Origin of the sequence: Desulfopila sp. IMCC35006 (genome assembly GCF_005116645.1) — a bacterium.
Taxonomy (GTDB): Bacteria; Desulfobacterota; Desulfobulbia; order Desulfobulbales; family Desulfocapsaceae; genus Desulforhopalus_A.
Genome location: NZ_SWCM01000008.1, coordinates 60730 through 78652, shown reverse-complemented (window position 1 = coordinate 78652; position 17923 = coordinate 60730). Strand labels below are relative to the sequence as shown.

The window sequence follows — 17923 nt, the reverse complement described above, 5'->3', positions numbered from 1 at the left end:
ATAACTAACATTAAACATCAAAGCCGAGGAAGAAGTCAAAAAAATATTTTACAAACCAGCGGCAACATGGCCGATTGTTCGCCAGTCCAGTCCCAACAACTCCGCCGCCCGACGATCTACCTGCCAGGGGTCGTATCCGGCTATTACCTTACGGACAGGCGGATCACAATGCGCGCCGCCGAGATGAAATTCAGCCATGCCAATGCTCCCATCCACCACCGACAGATTGGGGATAAGGTATTTATTTAAATCAGCAATGGACTGCTGCATTCTATGATGGAATACTGCTTTCTTCCAGGTACCATGCCTGCCCGAGTAGAATCTGGGTGGAGCAAATCCCATCATATTCTTCAAAGTCCCGGTCATTGCGGCAAGAGAATGGACTTTAAGGACAGGGACCGAAATGATGTAATGGCTAAAACCGATTTCCGGCAAATGCATTTCCGGAAACACAGAACAGGCGGGGTTTTTCACTGACTTCAGGGGAGCATGATTTAAATCCACCAACGGAATATCAAATTTGTCTGCCATTGCGGTATAGCCAAGGGCCTGAAAGACCTCCGCGGTTTCCATGTCTTTATCCCCGCAGCCTTCGGCGATAACTATTTCTGCTTGCGAATATTTCCGGATATAGCGAATGATCGCCTCACAGCAGGCCGGCGGAGTGGTTATCGGATGCGGAGACGTATTGATTAAATTCGGTTTTATCAGAATTGCTTTTTGTGCGGCGAAACGCTCGTGGGCCCTGATGGCATCGAGCGCTTTCGTGACAGCGTTTTCATACGAGGTGAAATCAACAGTTATCAGATCCATGGTCATTTCCTTCATGCCTTGCCGGACATACAACAGCAATTGAGCGATTTCTGCCTGATTCTTTTGCCGCATACAATGCCTCGTCAGCCGACCGGATAAAGGCAGGGAGCGATTGATTCTGAAAATCCAGCAACGTACTTACACCAAGACTCACGGTGACATAGCTGGAAACAAGAGACGAGACATGGGGAATCTCTAAACCCTCTATTTTTTTCCTTATGTTTTCAGCCACTTCAGCTGCGCCAGCTTGATCTGTATTACTGAGAATAACCACAAATTCCTCTCCTCCATATCTGGCAGCAAAGTCGGTTGACCGTTTGAGCGAAACCGAAATAGCCCTGGCAATTTTCTTCAGGCATTCATCACCGGCGGGATGCCCGTAGGTGTCGTTGTAATTTTTATAAAAATCTATATCCAGAATGATCAGCGACAACGGATGTTTGTTGCGTAAAGTGAGTTCCCATGCGTGATTGAGATACTCATCCATCTTCCGCCGATTGGCAATACCTGTCATACCATCAAGATTGGAAAGAAGTTCCAGCTGTTCGGTTCGTTCCTTTACCTTTTGTTCCAGACCAACATTTGCTTCTTCCAGCTTTTGATTGGCCATACGAATACTTTCCATATAGATCTTCACTTTCAGGATCATCTGGTTAAAGATATTGGTGAGATGACCAATTTCGTCGTTCCGGACATTTTTTATGTTTATGTCGAAATTTCCGTTAATAACCCGTTCGGCCGCGGTAATAAGCATTTTAACAGGCCGTAAAATCGCTTTACTGTAGATATGTGATATCAGGATAGAGAGGAGCAGAATGGAAAGAGAGATAATCCTGAACTTCTTTTTCAGCAATTGAACGGGTTTAATGAGTTCATTGACATAGACGCCGCTGCAAATATACCAATCCATAGGCTGATAGTATTTATAAACAACTATTTTATCCCGAGCAGATTCCTCCCCAGGATTTTTCCAGGGATAGACCACCGTCCCATTTTTATTTTTGATGATTTCCTGGATAAATTTTTTTCCCTGCGAATCGACAGAATCATATATGCTTGCCCCTTCCTGTTTCGGATGAATGATTAATTGTCCTTTCGAATCCATGATGAACATGTAGCCTGTTGCACCAACGACGGTGGACAGAATGTTCGCTTTAAAATCCTGGGTATTGACCAGGTTTACAAATTCCGTCTTATAAGAGGATACGGATATAATATAATCCCATGGCTTAAAATACGTCATGGACATCGCTTTTTTCTTCTCTATGCGGTCAGCTGGGTTCTTCCAGGAATACTCCAGATATCCCTGCTTTTGTACAATCTGGGTTTTAATGAAATCAAAATTGGACAGGTCCGTGTTTTTCAGATAGGGATGAACCTGCAGCAGACCTTGCGAGTCGACCACATACACATAACCGGTCTGGCCGACCTTCTGGGCAAGCAGTATTTTTTCGATTTCTTTTTTGGCAGCGTCTTCGGTGAGTTCTCCAGATTTGAATCTGGCGTAATACGATTCGACAATTTCCGCATCAATCTCGGCTATGGTGCCGAGATAATTTTTGATTGAGGTGTTTACTGCTGAGTCGATAAGATTGTACGTGTCATCGACCTTCACCTGCAGACTGTTTAGCACCAGTTCTTTGTTGAGTTTATTGGTAACAGTGTAGCCAATAAAGCTCATCAGGCCGGTGCAGATAATGCTCAGGGAGACCAGAATCAGCATTATCTGTAAGCGGAAACCCATGGGCTTTCTCCTGAAAGCTGCTTGGACTCTTGCTTTGAGATCACTCATCATTGTCATACTTACTCAATCAAGGGATTAGCGTGGTGCCGGATATTTTTGAACGGCCCGGATGAGTTGCAGGTTATACATCGGGTAAGGCCATTGGCCAGACATGCTCTTTAGAGCAGGGCCACTTTTTTCTTCAATATTGCCAGGTCGATCTTCTTTTAGGGTACCTTTGTTACCATATAATGAATGAAAGTTGTCCCCTTTAATTTTGATGTCTGGCTTGCATCTTCATAATTACCAATCCTATCAAGGAAGTGCGCGATGAAAAGAAGTAATAAAATCAAAACGCTCGCCATGGCCGTAATTCTCGCAGCCACCTCCAAACCACTGGAAGAACCACGGGCCGACAACTCCGGCAGCAATGGCAAGTGCCGGAGAAAGGTTCCTGTCAAATTCAATGAGGCGTTTCAGCAGGCTGCTCTGGGACGTGACACTAACCCAATTATGTTGTTTGTTTGAGGCTTGCGCTAACAACACCCGCAGTGAGCAGAGCGCTGCCACCGAAACGATTAAACCACCTCTGCACCTTTTCTCTTTTAATATATTCCTTCAGTGAACTGGCAAAAATGGCAGCGGAGGTATTCATCGCTGCACCCAGACCTCAAAGGGAGTCCGCCTGGGATTATCAAAATTAATGAGGAAGCGAGCACGAAGGGAACCCAAATTTCCAGGCACTATCCTTTTCAGGCTATTGACTGCACTGTCCCAATTCAGCACGGCTAGAATCCTGACCCGCAGCAGTCATCAGATCTGTTACCACCAACTCCATGCTATTTCAAATGATACTTGCCAAAAACTTTAATGACCGGACACGCACCGCATCTCTTCTCTAAAAAATCATTTTGCGGGTCGTAAAGCCGATGCTTTGGCATTATCTTTTCGGTGGGCAGATCCATAAGGGAGTCGACTGTTCATTTACGTCTATAGAGGAGGATAACCACATGATAAAATATGGATTTCTAGGACTTGGGATCATGGGCAACGCCATGGCTGCGAACCTCATTGGCGCCGACCTTGATGTAACCGTCTGGAACCGGACAAAAGCAAAATGCATGCCGCTGGTTGAGCAAGGAGCCAGTCTTGGCGCCAGCCCCGGCGAGGTAACGACCCAGTGCGATATCACCTTTGCCATGGTTTCGGATCCGGCCGCTGCGACATCTCTTTTCTTTGACACAGGTGGGGTTTTGGACGGTATGGGGCCGGGGAAAGCATATATCGATGTTTCAACAGTCGACCCGGCGACCTCGCAACGCATAGCTGAAGCGGTTAAGGCCAAAGGCGGCCGTTTTCTGGAAGCGCCGGTTACCGGCAGCAAGAAGCCTGCCGAAGATGGCACCCTGGTGTTTCTATGCAGTGGCGATGAATCGTTATTCCAGGATGCCTCCCCTGCTCTTGCGATTATGGGCAAAAAATCTTTTTTCTTTAATCAGACCGGCCAGGGCGCCCAGATGAAACTGGTCGTCAATATGATCATGGGGACGATGATGACCGCATTCGGTGAAGGGCTTGCCCTTGGCGATAAAACAGGTCTCACGGCAACCGATATTCTCGATGTTCTAGCGCAGGGTCCCATCGATAACCCGATGTTTCGCCTGAAGGGTCCACAGATGGCCCAAAACAACTTTGCAACCGCCTTTCCGCTCAGGCATATGCAAAAAGATATGCGGCTCGCCCTGCAAATGGCCGATGAATACGGTCAACCGCTCTTTACCGCCGGCGCCGCCAACAACCTGTACATCAAGGAAAGGCTGGCAGGCGGTGCGGATGAAGACTTTTCGGCGGTCTTAAAAGCCATCATCCGCTAGGCTGTTACCAGCATGGCCACTGACGATATGCAGCGTAATTCCGGACTTTCCGGTTGAGGCGACGAGCCTTAAAATCCAACGAGATCATCGACCGGAAAAGCAACCGGCGCGCCGGTGATTCGTTCCAGCGTTTTGCTGATGATATCTATATTGTTATCGAAGCCGCCGTGCGATGCGCTTTCCCATTTTTCCGGCAGATCAGCACTGATCTGACGCCGGGTAATAATTTTCTCCTCATCGTGAATATGCAACCGTTTCTGCAACTTGCTGGTTTCAGCGGCACTCCGCCAGTTGATGAGAGTTTCCGCGGTACTAGACGATCCGTCCCACCCGGAATACATAGGATCGTACACATTCGCAAGCCCGAGAACAGGCATACGCAGATCGGCCTCCAGGGCGTTGGAGACGAAGTAGAGCAGGGATTTCCGGTAGATCTTTGCCACATTGTCGTCCTGTTCGCGCTGGTCTCCCAGGATGTCCAGGTACAGTCTGTCCATGATCTCCTTCTGCGTTGCATAGTAGCGGTTGGCAAAGGCGACGGTGCAGGCCGGGGCATAGAGATGAACCGTCTTGACTCTTTCGATGAGATTTTTCCGGGCCAACAGCGACAGCAATCGTCCCAGGATGATCGATCCGGCTGAATGACCGATGAGATGCAGCTCAAACTCGTCGCCCCAGCTGTTGGCGAGGGAATGGAGCGCGTCGGTCAGCAGATCGCCGCCCCGACCGCCGTCAGATGCCAGTTCGGCATTTTCTTTCATCTCGCTCCACAGCGGCCGGGCGAACGGACGGCCAATGGTCTTTTCGATAACCGGATCGGAGATCTTGTCGGCAACCCAGCCGCTCACTCCTCCGGCCATGCCCGAAGTGACGGATTCGATCTTATCCGCCAGAATATCGCCCAGAGATTCGAGCAGACCGCTTTTCCACACCAGAAAGAGCGGATAGCAGCCGTTGCCGAGAAAATACCGTCCCATAGCCTGGGCGCGCCCTATCGCCGCGTCTTCACTGTTCAGGCCGCCATGGGCGTAGAGCACCAGACGTTTTTTGGCATATTGATTCTGCCGAAACCAGGTGTCCGGCAGAATGCAGGCCTGGTTCTGCAAGGTGCGCGTAACCCCGTCCAGCTTATCGAAACGTTCGACACGACCATTATTGCCCAGCACAATGCTGTGCTGGTAGGCCACCGCCTCGTTCCACCAGTTGGTATGGGCGGCAGCAACGGATGCAGCGCTTCCGGCGCCCTGGGTCCCGACGGCCAGACGACCCGAGATCACCCCGGGAACACCCATCGCCGCGACCCAGACGTCCATGGCATGGGCGAGCCAGTCAGCATAGCTGATGACCGCAAAGCCGCCGGCTCCCCATTTGCACCCCCATGAATTCTGGAGCACAAAACCAACACGGTTGAAACCTACCAGGGCAAAAGCGTGCCCACCGCTGCGTGTCGGTTTCCCGTCATAATCGATCACCGGCAGACTGGCATGGGAAACCGGCGGCTGCGTACTGGTTTTGACAGTCTCCCACCCTCTATGGGTGTAGCAGGAAACATAGATCGCCCCGACTTCCTGTATCGCCGCCTGCAAATCGGTGATGGCCTGGGGATCGATGCGGTAATAGACGCCAAGGGTCTGTTCGAGGGCATCGATGTCCCAGCCTGCTGCAGGCAGGCCGTTATCTCCCGCCGAATAAGGCCATTTGGTTTCAAGGCAGACACCATTGTGATACCAGCCCTTGAGTGCACCACGGCAGCTTGAGCCGTCGTAATTCTCTCCCTCATATTCATCGTACTGTTTAGCAAATTTATACAACATGCGCGGGCTGGCTGATTCAAGTTTATCAGGCCTTCCGGCGGATTGCCAGCGCAGGTAATTGATCACACAGGCCAGGCCAAAACCGGTGCAGGCCCCTTCCTGTCCCTGATTGAGGATGAGTCCGGCCTGGGTGTAGGCCCCCATGAATTGCTTAACATCTTCATCGTCGGGAAATATCTTCGCCAGTGAGTGCGGTGGCGGTGAATACGGGCGATCACGCAGGTCTGTCGTATCAGGCGTCACATTCAGGGCAGCACGACGAGCAGACACGGGTAGTGCAGTCTCCTGAACCGGTTTGCCGGCGAGGGTTCTGGGCACCGTAAACTGCTGTTGCGCCATGCGGAACGTCTCGGAGAAACGATCCAGACCGTGACTGCCGCCATTGACAACCTTGCGGGCAGCTCGCAGGTTATTTTTGCCCAGCGCCTTGGCTAACCTTTCCTTGTTGGCATTGAGATAGGCCGCCAGAAGGCAACCGGCAATTTCCGGAGCGCAGGCGCTGTCCGGGTTCTCCACCAGGGGTACGTCGAGCACTTTGCCGAATTTCTGGTAATTTTCCCGTCCAGTCAGCTGTACGTAGCCTCGCCCGCGATATCGTGCCCCATCACCCGGGTTTTTATTGCCAAGCCTGTTCTCATATGCGCTAAAAGCCGCCTGACCAGGCAAGGTGTTAAAATGAGACGGATATTCGGCAATTGGCACAAATCCCTCGGTCTCGGCGCGGATGGTGCCCAGCGCAACACAGATCATGTCGACACTGGTCAGGCCAAATGCCGCCAGCGCCGCGGTTACGTAAGGGAGATTCTGGACGATGTTGGAAGTTTTGGTATAAGGGAACAGCTTACAAACCAGATCACTATCAATTTTAACGGGAAATTGAGCGGGCTCGGCTATACCAAGGGCAGCCAGAGTGCGCGGCCCGGCAATGCCGTCGGCCACCAAACCCACGCTCGACTGCCAGGCGCGCAGGGCCGTCTCGGTATCGGCATCGAATACATCCCCGACGGCCAAACCTTTATAGGCGGCGGCGTCGTTGCCCAACATTTTAAGTAAGGCCACTTTCAGTCGGGCGACTTCTTCGCCGCCATTGTCCCGCATCAGCACTACCTTTTTTATTGTCTCGGTTTCCATCGTCCATCCTCCCCTTAATGTTCAATAATCCTGGTTCTGCGGCCTCTACATCTCTTTTACCTGTCCGTTTGTATCATGACCCGGTCGGTCGCAAGGTGTCAATCCCCTGCATCCTCCCCGTTATTTTTCAGCACTTTGACCGTCTGGATTGACGATCTTTACAGCTGCAACCCCTGGAACCGCCGGCGCTACAATCACCGGGTCTAAAATCAACTCCCGCACGAACTCCTCGTCAGGTTGAGCCTCGGGTGCAACAGATATTTCACCCGGCAGGAGTCGTTGGCCGTTCAGTCTTACGTGAGCGCGGGGGGACAGACCTTCCCCTATTATGCGAAGAGTTGTCCCGGCTGCAGCAAACGGCGGCGGTGGCTCTATTTGGGTGATAATCGGCCCCGGTTTTCTGGCAACCTTTCCAGCCAGGTATCCGAGGGAACTGACCCCCATGAGGGGGATAAAACTATCCGGAATTCTAGGCAAATCGGTCATAGTGGCTGGGTCCTGCGCCAGGGTTGCGGTGACAAAACCAAATACCCCGATCACCGTCCAGAGAAAAAACTGGAGCCGTTCCGGCGCAAACACTCCCCCCGCGGTTATAAAATCGCCCGCTTCCGGATGGATCGTCCCGGCGCCTTTGCTTCCCCGCATACCTGTAGTACCGAGGGAAAGTGCGGTGGTTCCAGCGCTAATGCCCAGCAGCATGGGCAAATTTTCAGGAACGTCGCAGAGCGACCAGTTCCACTGCACCAGCGACTGCGACGCGGCGATATACATATAGGCGACAACGGTCGCCGCCGACCAGAGAATGAGCTGGAGCCGAGACAGGCTGTAGGTATTGGTCTCGTGGTCAATGAGGATATAGGCAAAAGCGTTGTATGACCGACCGTTTGCCTGATACTGAGCTGCCTTTCGCCGACTCAGCACATACACCAGTGCGGTTAAGCAACCCAGAGCGGCAAAGGCGATTATACCTGGGGTTGCCCGCGAGACAGGTGACAGGATGAGCGGTTTCCGGTTGGATTCGATGCCGTCTATCTCAAGTGATGCCGTCATCGGTCGAATGAGGTGCAATCCCTTGAGCGAAAGACCACGTATCTTGAGTTTTTTCCAGCTCCAGATGAGACATGGCACCTTCTCGCCGCAATCTTTTACTGAATCCTGCCCGGCATGTCCCTGCAAGGTGTTATCGAACACGAAAACTGTGTCATTTATCAAGACCTTAATGCCCCGGACATCATCACCAAAATTATCTCCGATGATGTCGAAATCATATCGGCCGTTGGTTGCATAACTTGCTACCGGCACAATCTTTGTGATAACGGGCTTCTCTTCCGCTTTCTCCGAGGCGGCGATTTTCAGACTGGAGCCAATGATTCCCAGGTCCCTGCCGTTTTCATCAACCAGTGACGTTTCATAAATTCCGGCGCGTATGGTTCCCGGAATTTTTATCTCGATAATCCGTTTGCGCATCTGACTTATATCCAGAGGAAAATCACGCACTGTTGCACGACCGGAAATTCTCAGATACATTTTTACCGCAGTATTGACCTCCGGTCCAAGTTTTACGGTGACACTGCTGTCGGGACGCACCCATTTAGGGATGATCTCGAACCCGTTCTCCGCGGCAAATAAAGGCCATGCAGTATAAAAAATCAGAAACATACAAAGGGTCAACATACACACTGCGAACACCACCCTGGTGTTCAATGCCTGACCTTTCATCTTTATCGCCTCCCGACTGTTCTAGTCGAACACCTCGTCTCCTGTCGGTTCGAGGTGGGTAGTCTGATTCATTTCCTGTCGAAATTTGGACAATTCGTAATACATTCTCAACCGGGCGCGACTCTGGTTGCCCAGTGGCCGATGTTCCGGCAGGCAATGCCAGGGATTCATTTTCAGTCGCCTGGCAAAGGCAAACTGCGCCTCGGAATCAAATTTCTGTCTGGGAATAAGGACAGTGGCAGCCGGGATGAAAGGCGACAGTTTTTCCGGCCAGCGCACGGCGGCGTTTTCAATCGGCATACGATGCGGGTCGGTTTGCAGCTGGATCATGAGATCAAATTCGACATCTTTTTTATCGAGGGTTTTGATCATGTTTTCCCGCAGATAATTAAAAGGCGGTCGGCCAAAAGGCAGGCCCGGAATTTTGGTTTCCACCTCGGTTTTCGGCACGAACGAATACATCATCGCTTGCCCCTCGCCGAGCAGATACGGGACACAACTATAAAAACGCTGTCCCAGCGGGTTGTACTGGGTCTCATTCCATAAGCCCTGCATCAAAAAATCGAGAATATGCGGATCTTTCGGATTGAGGAAATAGTAGATCGGCATATCCACCAGGCTCCAATACTGCAATTTGGCATTCTCACGGGTGTTGGGCGTCACGAACGTCGATGTACAGACCGTTATCAGATCCTGGGTAAACTTCTCCTCATCCATGATTTTTTCGCCGGGCACATCCATAAGCTTTACGGCCATACTGGCAAAACCAACGTCCCGTATATCCGAGGGCACGTCCGGGCCGGGACCGGAATAGCGAATATACGCCGGATAGCTGCGCGGCGTGGCGAAAATGCCTCTGCGGCAGCGTTCCGGCAAATCGTCACGAACGGTCACGATAGCCCGGACAATGCCATGGGTCTTGGTGTTGCCGCCCCGCTCATAGCCTCCCGGCTTGAAATGGCCGCGCATCTGGTCGGCCATCAGATCGATTATGGCATCCAGGCTCTCCTTTTCGTCCGGCGCTATTTTCTCCTCCGCCAGCTGCAGACCTTCATCTTTTCGCTGCAGGTTAATGAAATACTGAATAAGCCCGGCGCTTGGTTCGCGAAACAGCTGGTTCCACCGGCGGCGAAAAAACGGCTCAAAGCGCCGTTCAATATGTAATACTTCGTTAAGAAGAATATGCAGGGATTTCAATATTCGGGTCGTAATCTTCATGAGCTTTTGTCACTCCCAGTTAAAGACGATGCAGCGATATACTGCAGCGCGCGCAGCCCGGGCATGAAAAAATAACCGCCGCCGCCAACGGTGACGAATTGTGGCAACTGACAACTCTTCTGTCTGGGACCGGCAGGATCGGGACGGGTGAAGGAATCGGCAGTTCCCCCATCCGGCAAAGGCTCCCTGCCTCCCAGCAGCGGATCCCGCTCATGCTGCACTCCACCGAAGGCCGTGCCCACCAGCCAGGCGTTCTGGACAAATTCGAACTGCCGGGAAATATTGGCCACCAGCACGACAAACTGCAGCCCGCGCTCAGCTTCCGGCGCATCCGGTTTAATCGCCTCTTCCGGCGGGAGAATGGGCCCATAATTTCGACCACGCCGTAACAACCGGTGGAAGCGGGAGGAGGCGATCAGATCTTCATCCGGCCGTCTCTGCCCAAAACCAAACATTTTAATGAATCTGCTGATAAAGCCGGTAACCCCTGGCGGAAAATCACCGGTCCGCGGGTTGGCCCGGCGAATATGCGCCCCGATCGGACATTTATGGCCCGCCGGATCGTCTTCATAGGTGAAATTATTGACCGGATCATTCTGCGCAATTCCCGGGATATTCTCAGCAACGAACGGTCCCAGAGGCGTGCCGTTACGTTTTCGCCCCACCATGCTTGCCGCAAGCTGTTCCCTTTTTGCCGGCACAAAACCGGCCTCCCGGTCGACATATTGCCAGAAACCGGGAACATCCTGATGCAGCTGGCGGATCACCAGGTAGGAGCCGTTCCGCCCGAAATCTTTCAGCGAAGGATTATCTTCGGCACCTGGCAGCAGAGCGGCTGACTCGTCTTCGTGCGGATCGATAAGCGGCCGGGTGGTGTACAAACCGTATTCATTGGGATAGCCGAGAACCAGTTCCCCGACTGCCAGCCTGTTCGAATACCGATCACAATCATGCAGATCGGTGCTCTGCCGGGCCTCCCAATCAATACTCGGCTGGCTGAGGCCATCGGTAAAGCCAAACGGTTCAATATCTTCCAGATCATCGGTCGGCAGGACCCGCACCAGCTGAAAAGCTGCAGCAAACCGATCATTCTCAATGGTTTCCCGCCATGCCGTCATGCCGTCTTTTTGGGCATAAAGCAGGAGAACAAGGTGCGGAACCTGCGAAGGATCACTTCCCCACTGCCAATACTCCGGACTATTCTTGCCGGTATCGCCCAGACGGCGGGAGCGGCTTTCATCGCCGGTCATCCCGACAATAAATTCATCGGAGAACCCGGCTAATACCTCCTCCCGTACGCCGAGTACACGCAGCCCTTCAACCGAAAAGGCGATCTGCAGGGCCGTTGTCGGTATCGGGCTTACCGCCTTCGCACTGCTGACCGGTGCCCTGCGCAACCACTCTTTGGCCGCAGCCGGATCAGCAATATTGAGCAGCATGAAACAGCTTTCGGTTAATTGGCCATGGCCAAAACGAAGAAGTGCCTGCAGGTCGTGAAAGTCAAAGTCGGTCGGATTTTTCATTGCCGTTCTCCTCGCTCAGATCAGACTCAGCCATTCGCGAATCTCCGCATCGCTTTCCTGGCGGATTTCCATTCCCTGGCGGATGCGGCTGTTGCGTGACAAGTCGTAGGCGGTCAATCCCGGGTAGGCCTTATACCAGACCTCGGAAGGCAATTGATGCCGTCGCAGGGTATATTTGTATTTCTGCTCCTGCTCTGCACCGCCTTTAACCAGCCACCTCGTTGGAGGGTAGCCGACGCCGTTGCTGAAGACAAGGTTCAGGCCCCAGGCTACCTTATTGATAAAATCGTCCATATAGGCCTCATGGCTGCCATCATAGTTACTGGCAAAATAAATTCGTCGATTGTTATCCATAAGGACCCAGCGAGCAAAGTGGATGGTTCGTATCCGGGTCAGAAAGCCGCGGTTGTAGACATGTCGGGCCGAGTAGTCGAGGAGCAGGAGCAAAACCTTGAGCGTCAGCAGACGAAAGAGACCCGGCTTGACATCGCCGAATACGTTGAACTGGTTGCTGACATCCCGGTCTTCCTGGACGGACAGCTCCTGAATGTGATCGCGGTCCGGCCGAATGAAAAAATCGGGGTCAGACCGCTCAAGCTGCCGCAGGCGCCAGAAGAAAATGGGAGAACCGAGCAGAAACAACGGCGATACAAGCAGCAGAATCAGCGGGATTCCGAGCTTATGCAGCAGGTTGCGGATTTTCCAGCCCATCGGGGTCGGTTCCGGCGCCGTCAAGCTCAGCCGGCCCGCCTGCTTTTCCAGTTCCACATGCGACAGCAGTTTCTGCCTGAGAGCACGGCAGTTTTCCCTGCCGACAGCATCGATGATCCCCGGCAAACAGGCAGCAAGACTTTGATGCAGGGCATCTTCTTCGTGTACCTGTCTGACGGTTCGACCAATCCAGTTTATGTAATTGGCTTTGGGGCGAATATCATGTTCTTTCAGCCATTGCAACAGCTGCCCCGGGTTGTCAGCGAACCCCTCACAGCAGGAAAATATTTTGACCAGCCCGGGACCGGCCAGCCCTGCCAGTTCTGCCAGAAAGGAATCGCGCTCCCCGTCAAAATCGCCCAGAAACACCAGGGTGGGACGCCACGCGTACGGCTCCAGTCCGTATGCTTTAATCTCGTCGGCGGTCCTTGCTTCCAGGATGACCAGTCGGGCGACATGCAGACGATCGAATCGGCCAAAGGGAATGAGGCTGTTTCGCGGATCGGCATGGCCTACCCCCTCGTTCATCGTGCGCAAAAGTGCCCGCAGGGTCTCCATCTGCCCCTGACGGATCACCGCGCTTATCATGAAGGTTGATTGCGGCATCATGGATGTCACCTTAAGACTGCATGGTTGCTTCGTTGATGGGTCGGTATTGTTTTTTAATGAACCGCCTGCGTCAGGGCAAAATCGAGGATACGTTTCTTCCCCCACCACACCTTGCCGAGATACACACCGGGCTCAACCTCCCTGATTTCGTCTCGGATGACTCTGGCAAAAAAAGAGGTTTTAGAATAATCGATAACAATCGTATCTTTGCCATCCAGCCAGCTTTTGTCGCGGTAAACCTTGGCAACAATAAAGGTCAGGCTGAAGGGGGTTATCTTGTTGACGAGGACGCCTGCCTGACGATCCGACGAAAAAAGATCGAATATTTTGCCCTGCCAGGCAAAAACTCCGGCTAAAAAAGCGACAATTTTGGCAAAGACCGAACCTGCCAGGATGGCCGTTCCGCGTGTGTCGCCTTCAGGAATGTTGCCGGGTTCGGCATTGCGGTATATTGCATCAAGTTCCTCCCGGGACTTGCCGAGCCACATCTTCACGGTACTGTTCATGACGGTTCCTCCTTGTTACGCAGTCTGGCCGCCCTTTCATAGACCAGTCGACGAACGGCATTCATCCGGCCGACCGGTGCGTGTGCGGCCAGACATTGCCAGGGATTAAAGCTGCTGCGTTCGCAGCTTGCCAGTAATTCGGGACTGTCAAACTGCTGGTTTTTAATGGTCAGGGTCGCGACCGTCTGGAAAGGCGATTGTTTTTCGTCCCAGATAACCGATGCATCTTCGATGGGCATGGTATCCGGGTTTGTCTGGATCTGCACTCCGAAATCAAAACGCGCCGGTGCTCGCTGCAGATGGGCCTTGAGCGCCGCACGCAGCTGGTTTTCCCCCGCTTCGACCACCTGGGTTGTGGTATACTCTGAACAGGGGGTGACGGAGTATTTGACAATCTGTCCACCCGCTTCCCCCAGACAGTAGGGAACCGTGCTCCAGTAACGGATATCCAGCGGACTTGCGTGATGTTTACTGGCCTTCATGACGATCCACAGGGATTTCAGGTGGAGACGGGCGGGATTGAGGAAAAACTGGACTTTTTTGTTCTCCTGGCGTGCGCGGATAAAATCGAGGAACTCCTCCGGGGTTGCGACAAACAGTGCCGGGTAACTGTTGAGCAGGAAATCCTGGCAGCCGGGCTGGCCCCAGAGCACCGGCCCCTGCACATTAGATACCCTGATCGACAGGCCGCGAATATCTTTTTTCGAGTCATCGCTGTTGGTGGCGTTGGCAAACCGCAGCATCGCCGGATAGCTGCCCGGACAGGCAAAAAGGCCATGTTTCAAGGCACTCGGAACATTCTCGTGCACATGGAATTCTGCCTGGACGCAGGCGACGGTTTTCGGCTGGTTGAATCTGGGAATAATATTATTTTTCTTCTCAGCCAGGATGATGGCCTCGATGCGCTCGGCCATCTCAGCTCCCAGCAGGTCGATCGCCGTTTTCTCGCCATCATTTTCGGAGAGGATCACTTCGCTGTCGTCGAATACGGTTTGAGGCGAAAGATACTCCGCTGCTATATGCTTCGTATTCATGGTTTCAACCTCAATTATTTTGTTGAAAATGCCGGGTCCGATTCCGCTCCCGGCCGGGGTTTCCAGTCAAGACTATAGTATTCCCCCCGATCCCTTGCCCAGGGATCAAACGCATTTTTTACCTCCATGAGTTCATCCTTCAGCTCGGGGATATTTCGCATTAACAACCGCTTGAGCGGCGTAACCGCCATAATATGGCCGTTAATCTCTTTCGGCTCCAGGCAGGTCTGGCTGCCATCCTTCTGGGTCGTGAGCGGATAAGGGCATTCAGAAAGCAGACCATTATTTATTACCCAGTCATAGCCGAGTCGTGAATAAAACTCCGGACGGAAGCTGGAGGTAAAGAAACGGTCGCTGAATAATCGGCGCGATGCATTAATGATGAAAATCTGGAACTGCGTTTCGGAAATGGCGAAACCGTGCGGCCGGGTATATTCAGACAACCAGCCGACAATATTGTCGACATCTTCAATGTTGTCCACCACCGAGCCATCCGGATGGCCCAGGCAATCGTTGATATACTTGCCGTCTTCACCACGCTGCGCCTTGGAGATAATCTTACCGGCATCACAGGTGTGGGTTCCGTAGATCTCCCGCAGTTTCTTGACATTTGCTTCCTGTTGTTGGCGCCACGGGTTGTCCTTGGTGAGATGCAGGTCAACAAAATCATCAAAACCGGTCAGGTTCTTCAAGCCGATCTGGCGACGAAATTCATTAAACCGGGGAATGCCGCGTTCACGGTCCCGGATCAGATCGAGAGCCACGATATCGAGTTTTTTGGTGGGTGAATCCAGATGCGGCATCGGCAGGTTTTGCAGAAACAGCGGCAGATTCTGCAGATGCAGCACCCCAAGACGCTGCCGTCCCATACTGAGTGCCCAGTTGTCGATCCCCCGGCTATGCATCTGTTTGGTCGCATCGCCTCGTATGGTGGCAAACACCGGAATCTTCAGGCTGATGGCATTGGGATTTTCTTTTTGCCGATATTCAATCAGGTCAGGTACCAGGGCATGGAGACGATATACGGAGGTGAATTCCTCCGGGAAATTGAAGGGCGATCCAAAATGATTCACGCCGCCGTTGACATCCTCCTCGAGGTTGGCCAAATCCCAGCCATCATGCTCCCACCAGAGAAGACCCTCGGGTTTTTTACTGCCGAGACCTAAAATCCCCGCCCCGGAGGCAAAGACCGAATAGAGGGAATTGGCTTTTCTGGCATCCTGGGAACTGGAAAACCAGCCAGCCATTTTCCCAGATATCCGACTGAAAAAATTCTGGTCCTGATGGAGAAGATGTCGCAGGAGCGTGGAGACCCGGTCTTCTTCCAGATTGAACAAACCGAACCAGTTGGAGTTCATGGCGGCATAGAGAGGTTCATCATAGAGCAGCTGGGTGGTCCATTCAATGGTGTGTATTTTGGCGATCTCCGCAGCAATCACCAGTCGGCCGACCTGATACAGACGTTCGTTATCAACATCTTTGTAGGCAATCAATTTTTGTGGAGTATCCGGGTCACGAAGTCCCGAATCCGCTTCAGGAGTCAGCTTCTGCTGCTCGCGAAATTTTTCGACAAAGTAATTATGTTCACGGGTAAAGAGGTTATGATAAAAACTCATGCCGATGTTCCAGTTATCCGGGAAAGCAGCGACTTCCTGGCCCTGCCACTGGGGTTGCACCGGGCAGTCTGCCGAATAGTTCCCGCAGGCCGGCATTAAGGGGAGATAATTGTCGATCAGCAGTAATTTTGCCGAATCATTCGGGTCGCGCTGCACCCGTTTTTGCGAGCGAGTATCAAAGCCATAGAGCTGCGAGGCATCCCACCACGCCGTGACGAGGTTTTTCGTCGTTTTCGGCGAACGTTTCAAATAGGTTTCGCCACCATCTGCAAAGGTGCCCGGGGTGGCGGTTTCCGCATAGAGCGACGGTTCACGGCGGTCACCTTCCCGGCACCCAAGCGACTGCGCCTGTGCCGATGTGCAACCGACGGGCTGCAACTCAGGTGCGTTGCGGCCTTCATTGGTGTGCGAGAACCAGTCATGGGTCATGAATTGAATCCAGAATGCCGCCAGGACATTAAAGAATGGCGCCTTGATATAATCGCAGTTGACGTTCGGTGAAAAATCCGCAGCGCCCAGCCCCTGGTTACAGCCATTGCCTGCAGTCTGCTGGCGCGTAAATAATTCCCGGCTTATCAGCTGCGGGTCCGGTTTGAGCAACCCGATTCGGTCGCCATGCCGGTTTTTGGTCAGCTCATTCAGGCCAAGTCGCGGAAACGTCGTATCAAACTGCATGTTTCGACCAAACGGCATACCGGTCGAGCCCATCAAGGGGTTGATTAAATCATTGCAGATGCCGTCCAGGGTTCGGGCTGTGATCAACGGCCCTCTGCACAGCTGCCTGCCATCGCCGCCGACGTCCTGATAATATTTATTGTCAGGAGGCAGACGCATTGCATCCCAATATTTCAGCGTCGGGCCAGGCTGGCCGTTTCGGCCCAGCACATATTCTTCATAGGTATTCTGATCAAAGAGATTGAATTTGATCAGCTCGATGCGCTGGAACTCCAGATCGAGAAGAGCACCATCAATGCCGCGGCCGTTCGGCTTCAGATGTTTGCCTATCTGGGTAATGGCCTCAGCTCCTTCTTTTCTGGAGGAAGCATCGCCGGCCCCATAATAATTCTGCCAGTCTACCCAGGGGGTCTGGCGATATTTCACGGCCTTTTCCCCACCGCGGCAGAGAGCCGTGTCCTGCTGCACCTTGCCTAAAAAACGCTGTGACCGGTCATCCGGCACCTCCAGCAAGCCACGCTTGGCGGCTTCGATGCAGGCCTGTGTTTCACTTTCCGCCTGGACATTCATGGTATAGCCAAAGAGCAACGGTGACAGCGCACAGAGAAAAACAGTAATTCGGAGTATAATTGAAGGGATGTTATTGCTCATTTTTCTGCCCTTTTTATGATATTGGAGGTATTCGGCTACAATCGCTTGACCTCATAAGCAAAGCCGATGCAATTCGAAACTGTTATATCCGTAACACAGCAAACCTGCGTTTTTCCCTCAGGAGCCATGCTGCTCTCCTTTTGGAAAGTGTCAATGGAAAAGTAACCCCGATGAACGGGAAGAAAGCCGGCTTAAGTACCCTGAGGCAGATTGTTTTCCTGCAGAAAAACAAGGAAAAAATCTGTAAGGTACTAACCAATGATCGATGTCTATCGGGGCGAACTGCTATGAAATAATTATCCTATA

At 52.4% G+C, this 17923-nt stretch carries 12 protein-coding genes; 2 read left to right on the top strand and 10 right to left on the bottom strand.

Annotated elements, in window-relative coordinates; translation table 11 throughout:
• Positions 1–48 precede the first annotated feature (48 nt).
• Positions 49–813 (bottom strand): DUF362 domain-containing protein, encoded by a 765-nt coding sequence (locus tag FCL47_RS14400; RefSeq protein ID WP_136814220.1) that lies wholly within the window; start codon positions 811–813, stop codon positions 49–51.
• Entirely contained in the window at positions 794–2557 is a 1764-nt protein-coding gene (locus FCL47_RS14395; RefSeq protein WP_167496497.1) for a diguanylate cyclase, read from the bottom strand. The genes FCL47_RS14400 and FCL47_RS14395 overlap by 20 nt, the downstream gene beginning before the upstream one ends.
• A gap of 309 nt (positions 2558–2866) precedes the next feature.
• Here FCL47_RS14395 and FCL47_RS14390 point away from each other — a divergent pair, with 309 nt between their 5' ends.
• Together FCL47_RS14390 and FCL47_RS14385 are read left to right on the top strand one after the other, a co-directional pair.
• Positions 2867–3064, top strand: coding sequence for a hypothetical protein (locus tag FCL47_RS14390; protein WP_136814218.1), 198 nt, complete (start codon positions 2867–2869; stop codon positions 3062–3064).
• A 482-nt stretch (positions 3065–3546) separates the two neighbouring features.
• Positions 3547–4410 carry an NAD(P)-dependent oxidoreductase gene (locus FCL47_RS14385; RefSeq protein WP_136814217.1) on the top strand — a complete coding sequence of 288 codons (864 nt, stop codon included), beginning with the start codon at positions 3547–3549 and terminating at the stop codon, positions 4408–4410.
• 68 nt (positions 4411–4478) lie between these two features.
• Here the strand turns inward: FCL47_RS14385 and FCL47_RS14380 are convergent, their stop codons facing one another.
• The 8 genes from FCL47_RS14380 to FCL47_RS14345 all read right to left on the bottom strand — a co-directional run bounded on the left by FCL47_RS14380 (position 4479) and on the right by FCL47_RS14345 (position 17617).
• On the bottom strand, positions 4479–7355 hold the full coding sequence (locus tag FCL47_RS14380; RefSeq protein WP_205747330.1) for a peptidoglycan-binding protein: 2877 nt from the start codon (positions 7353–7355) through the stop codon (positions 4479–4481).
• Between the two features lie 120 nt (positions 7356–7475).
• Positions 7476–9074, bottom strand: a complete 1599-nt coding sequence (locus FCL47_RS14375) for an IPT/TIG domain-containing protein (RefSeq protein ID WP_136814216.1) — start codon at positions 9072–9074, stop codon at positions 7476–7478.
• A gap of 21 nt (positions 9075–9095) precedes the next feature.
• Entirely contained in the window at positions 9096–10292 is a 1197-nt protein-coding gene (locus tag FCL47_RS14370; protein ID WP_136814215.1) for a catalase family protein, read from the bottom strand.
• A complete protein-coding gene (locus FCL47_RS14365; RefSeq protein ID WP_136814214.1) occupies positions 10289–11815 on the bottom strand; it encodes a peroxidase in 1527 nt (508 codons plus the stop codon). Before FCL47_RS14365 ends, FCL47_RS14370 begins: the two co-directional genes overlap by 4 nt.
• Before the next feature lie 15 nt (positions 11816–11830).
• A complete protein-coding gene (locus tag FCL47_RS14360; RefSeq protein WP_136814213.1) occupies positions 11831–13135 on the bottom strand; it encodes a hypothetical protein in 1305 nt (434 codons plus the stop codon).
• Positions 13136–13188: 53 nt separating this feature from the next.
• Positions 13189–13641 (bottom strand): hypothetical protein, encoded by a 453-nt coding sequence (locus tag FCL47_RS14355; protein WP_136814212.1) that lies wholly within the window; start codon positions 13639–13641, stop codon positions 13189–13191.
• Positions 13638–14675 carry a catalase family protein gene (locus FCL47_RS14350; protein ID WP_136814211.1) on the bottom strand — a complete coding sequence of 346 codons (1038 nt, stop codon included), beginning with the start codon at positions 14673–14675 and terminating at the stop codon, positions 13638–13640. Before FCL47_RS14350 ends, FCL47_RS14355 begins: the two co-directional genes overlap by 4 nt.
• A gap of 14 nt (positions 14676–14689) precedes the next feature.
• Positions 14690–17617 (bottom strand): peroxidase family protein, encoded by a 2928-nt coding sequence (locus FCL47_RS14345; RefSeq protein WP_205747329.1) that lies wholly within the window; start codon positions 17615–17617, stop codon positions 14690–14692.
• Positions 17618–17923 lie beyond the last annotated feature (306 nt).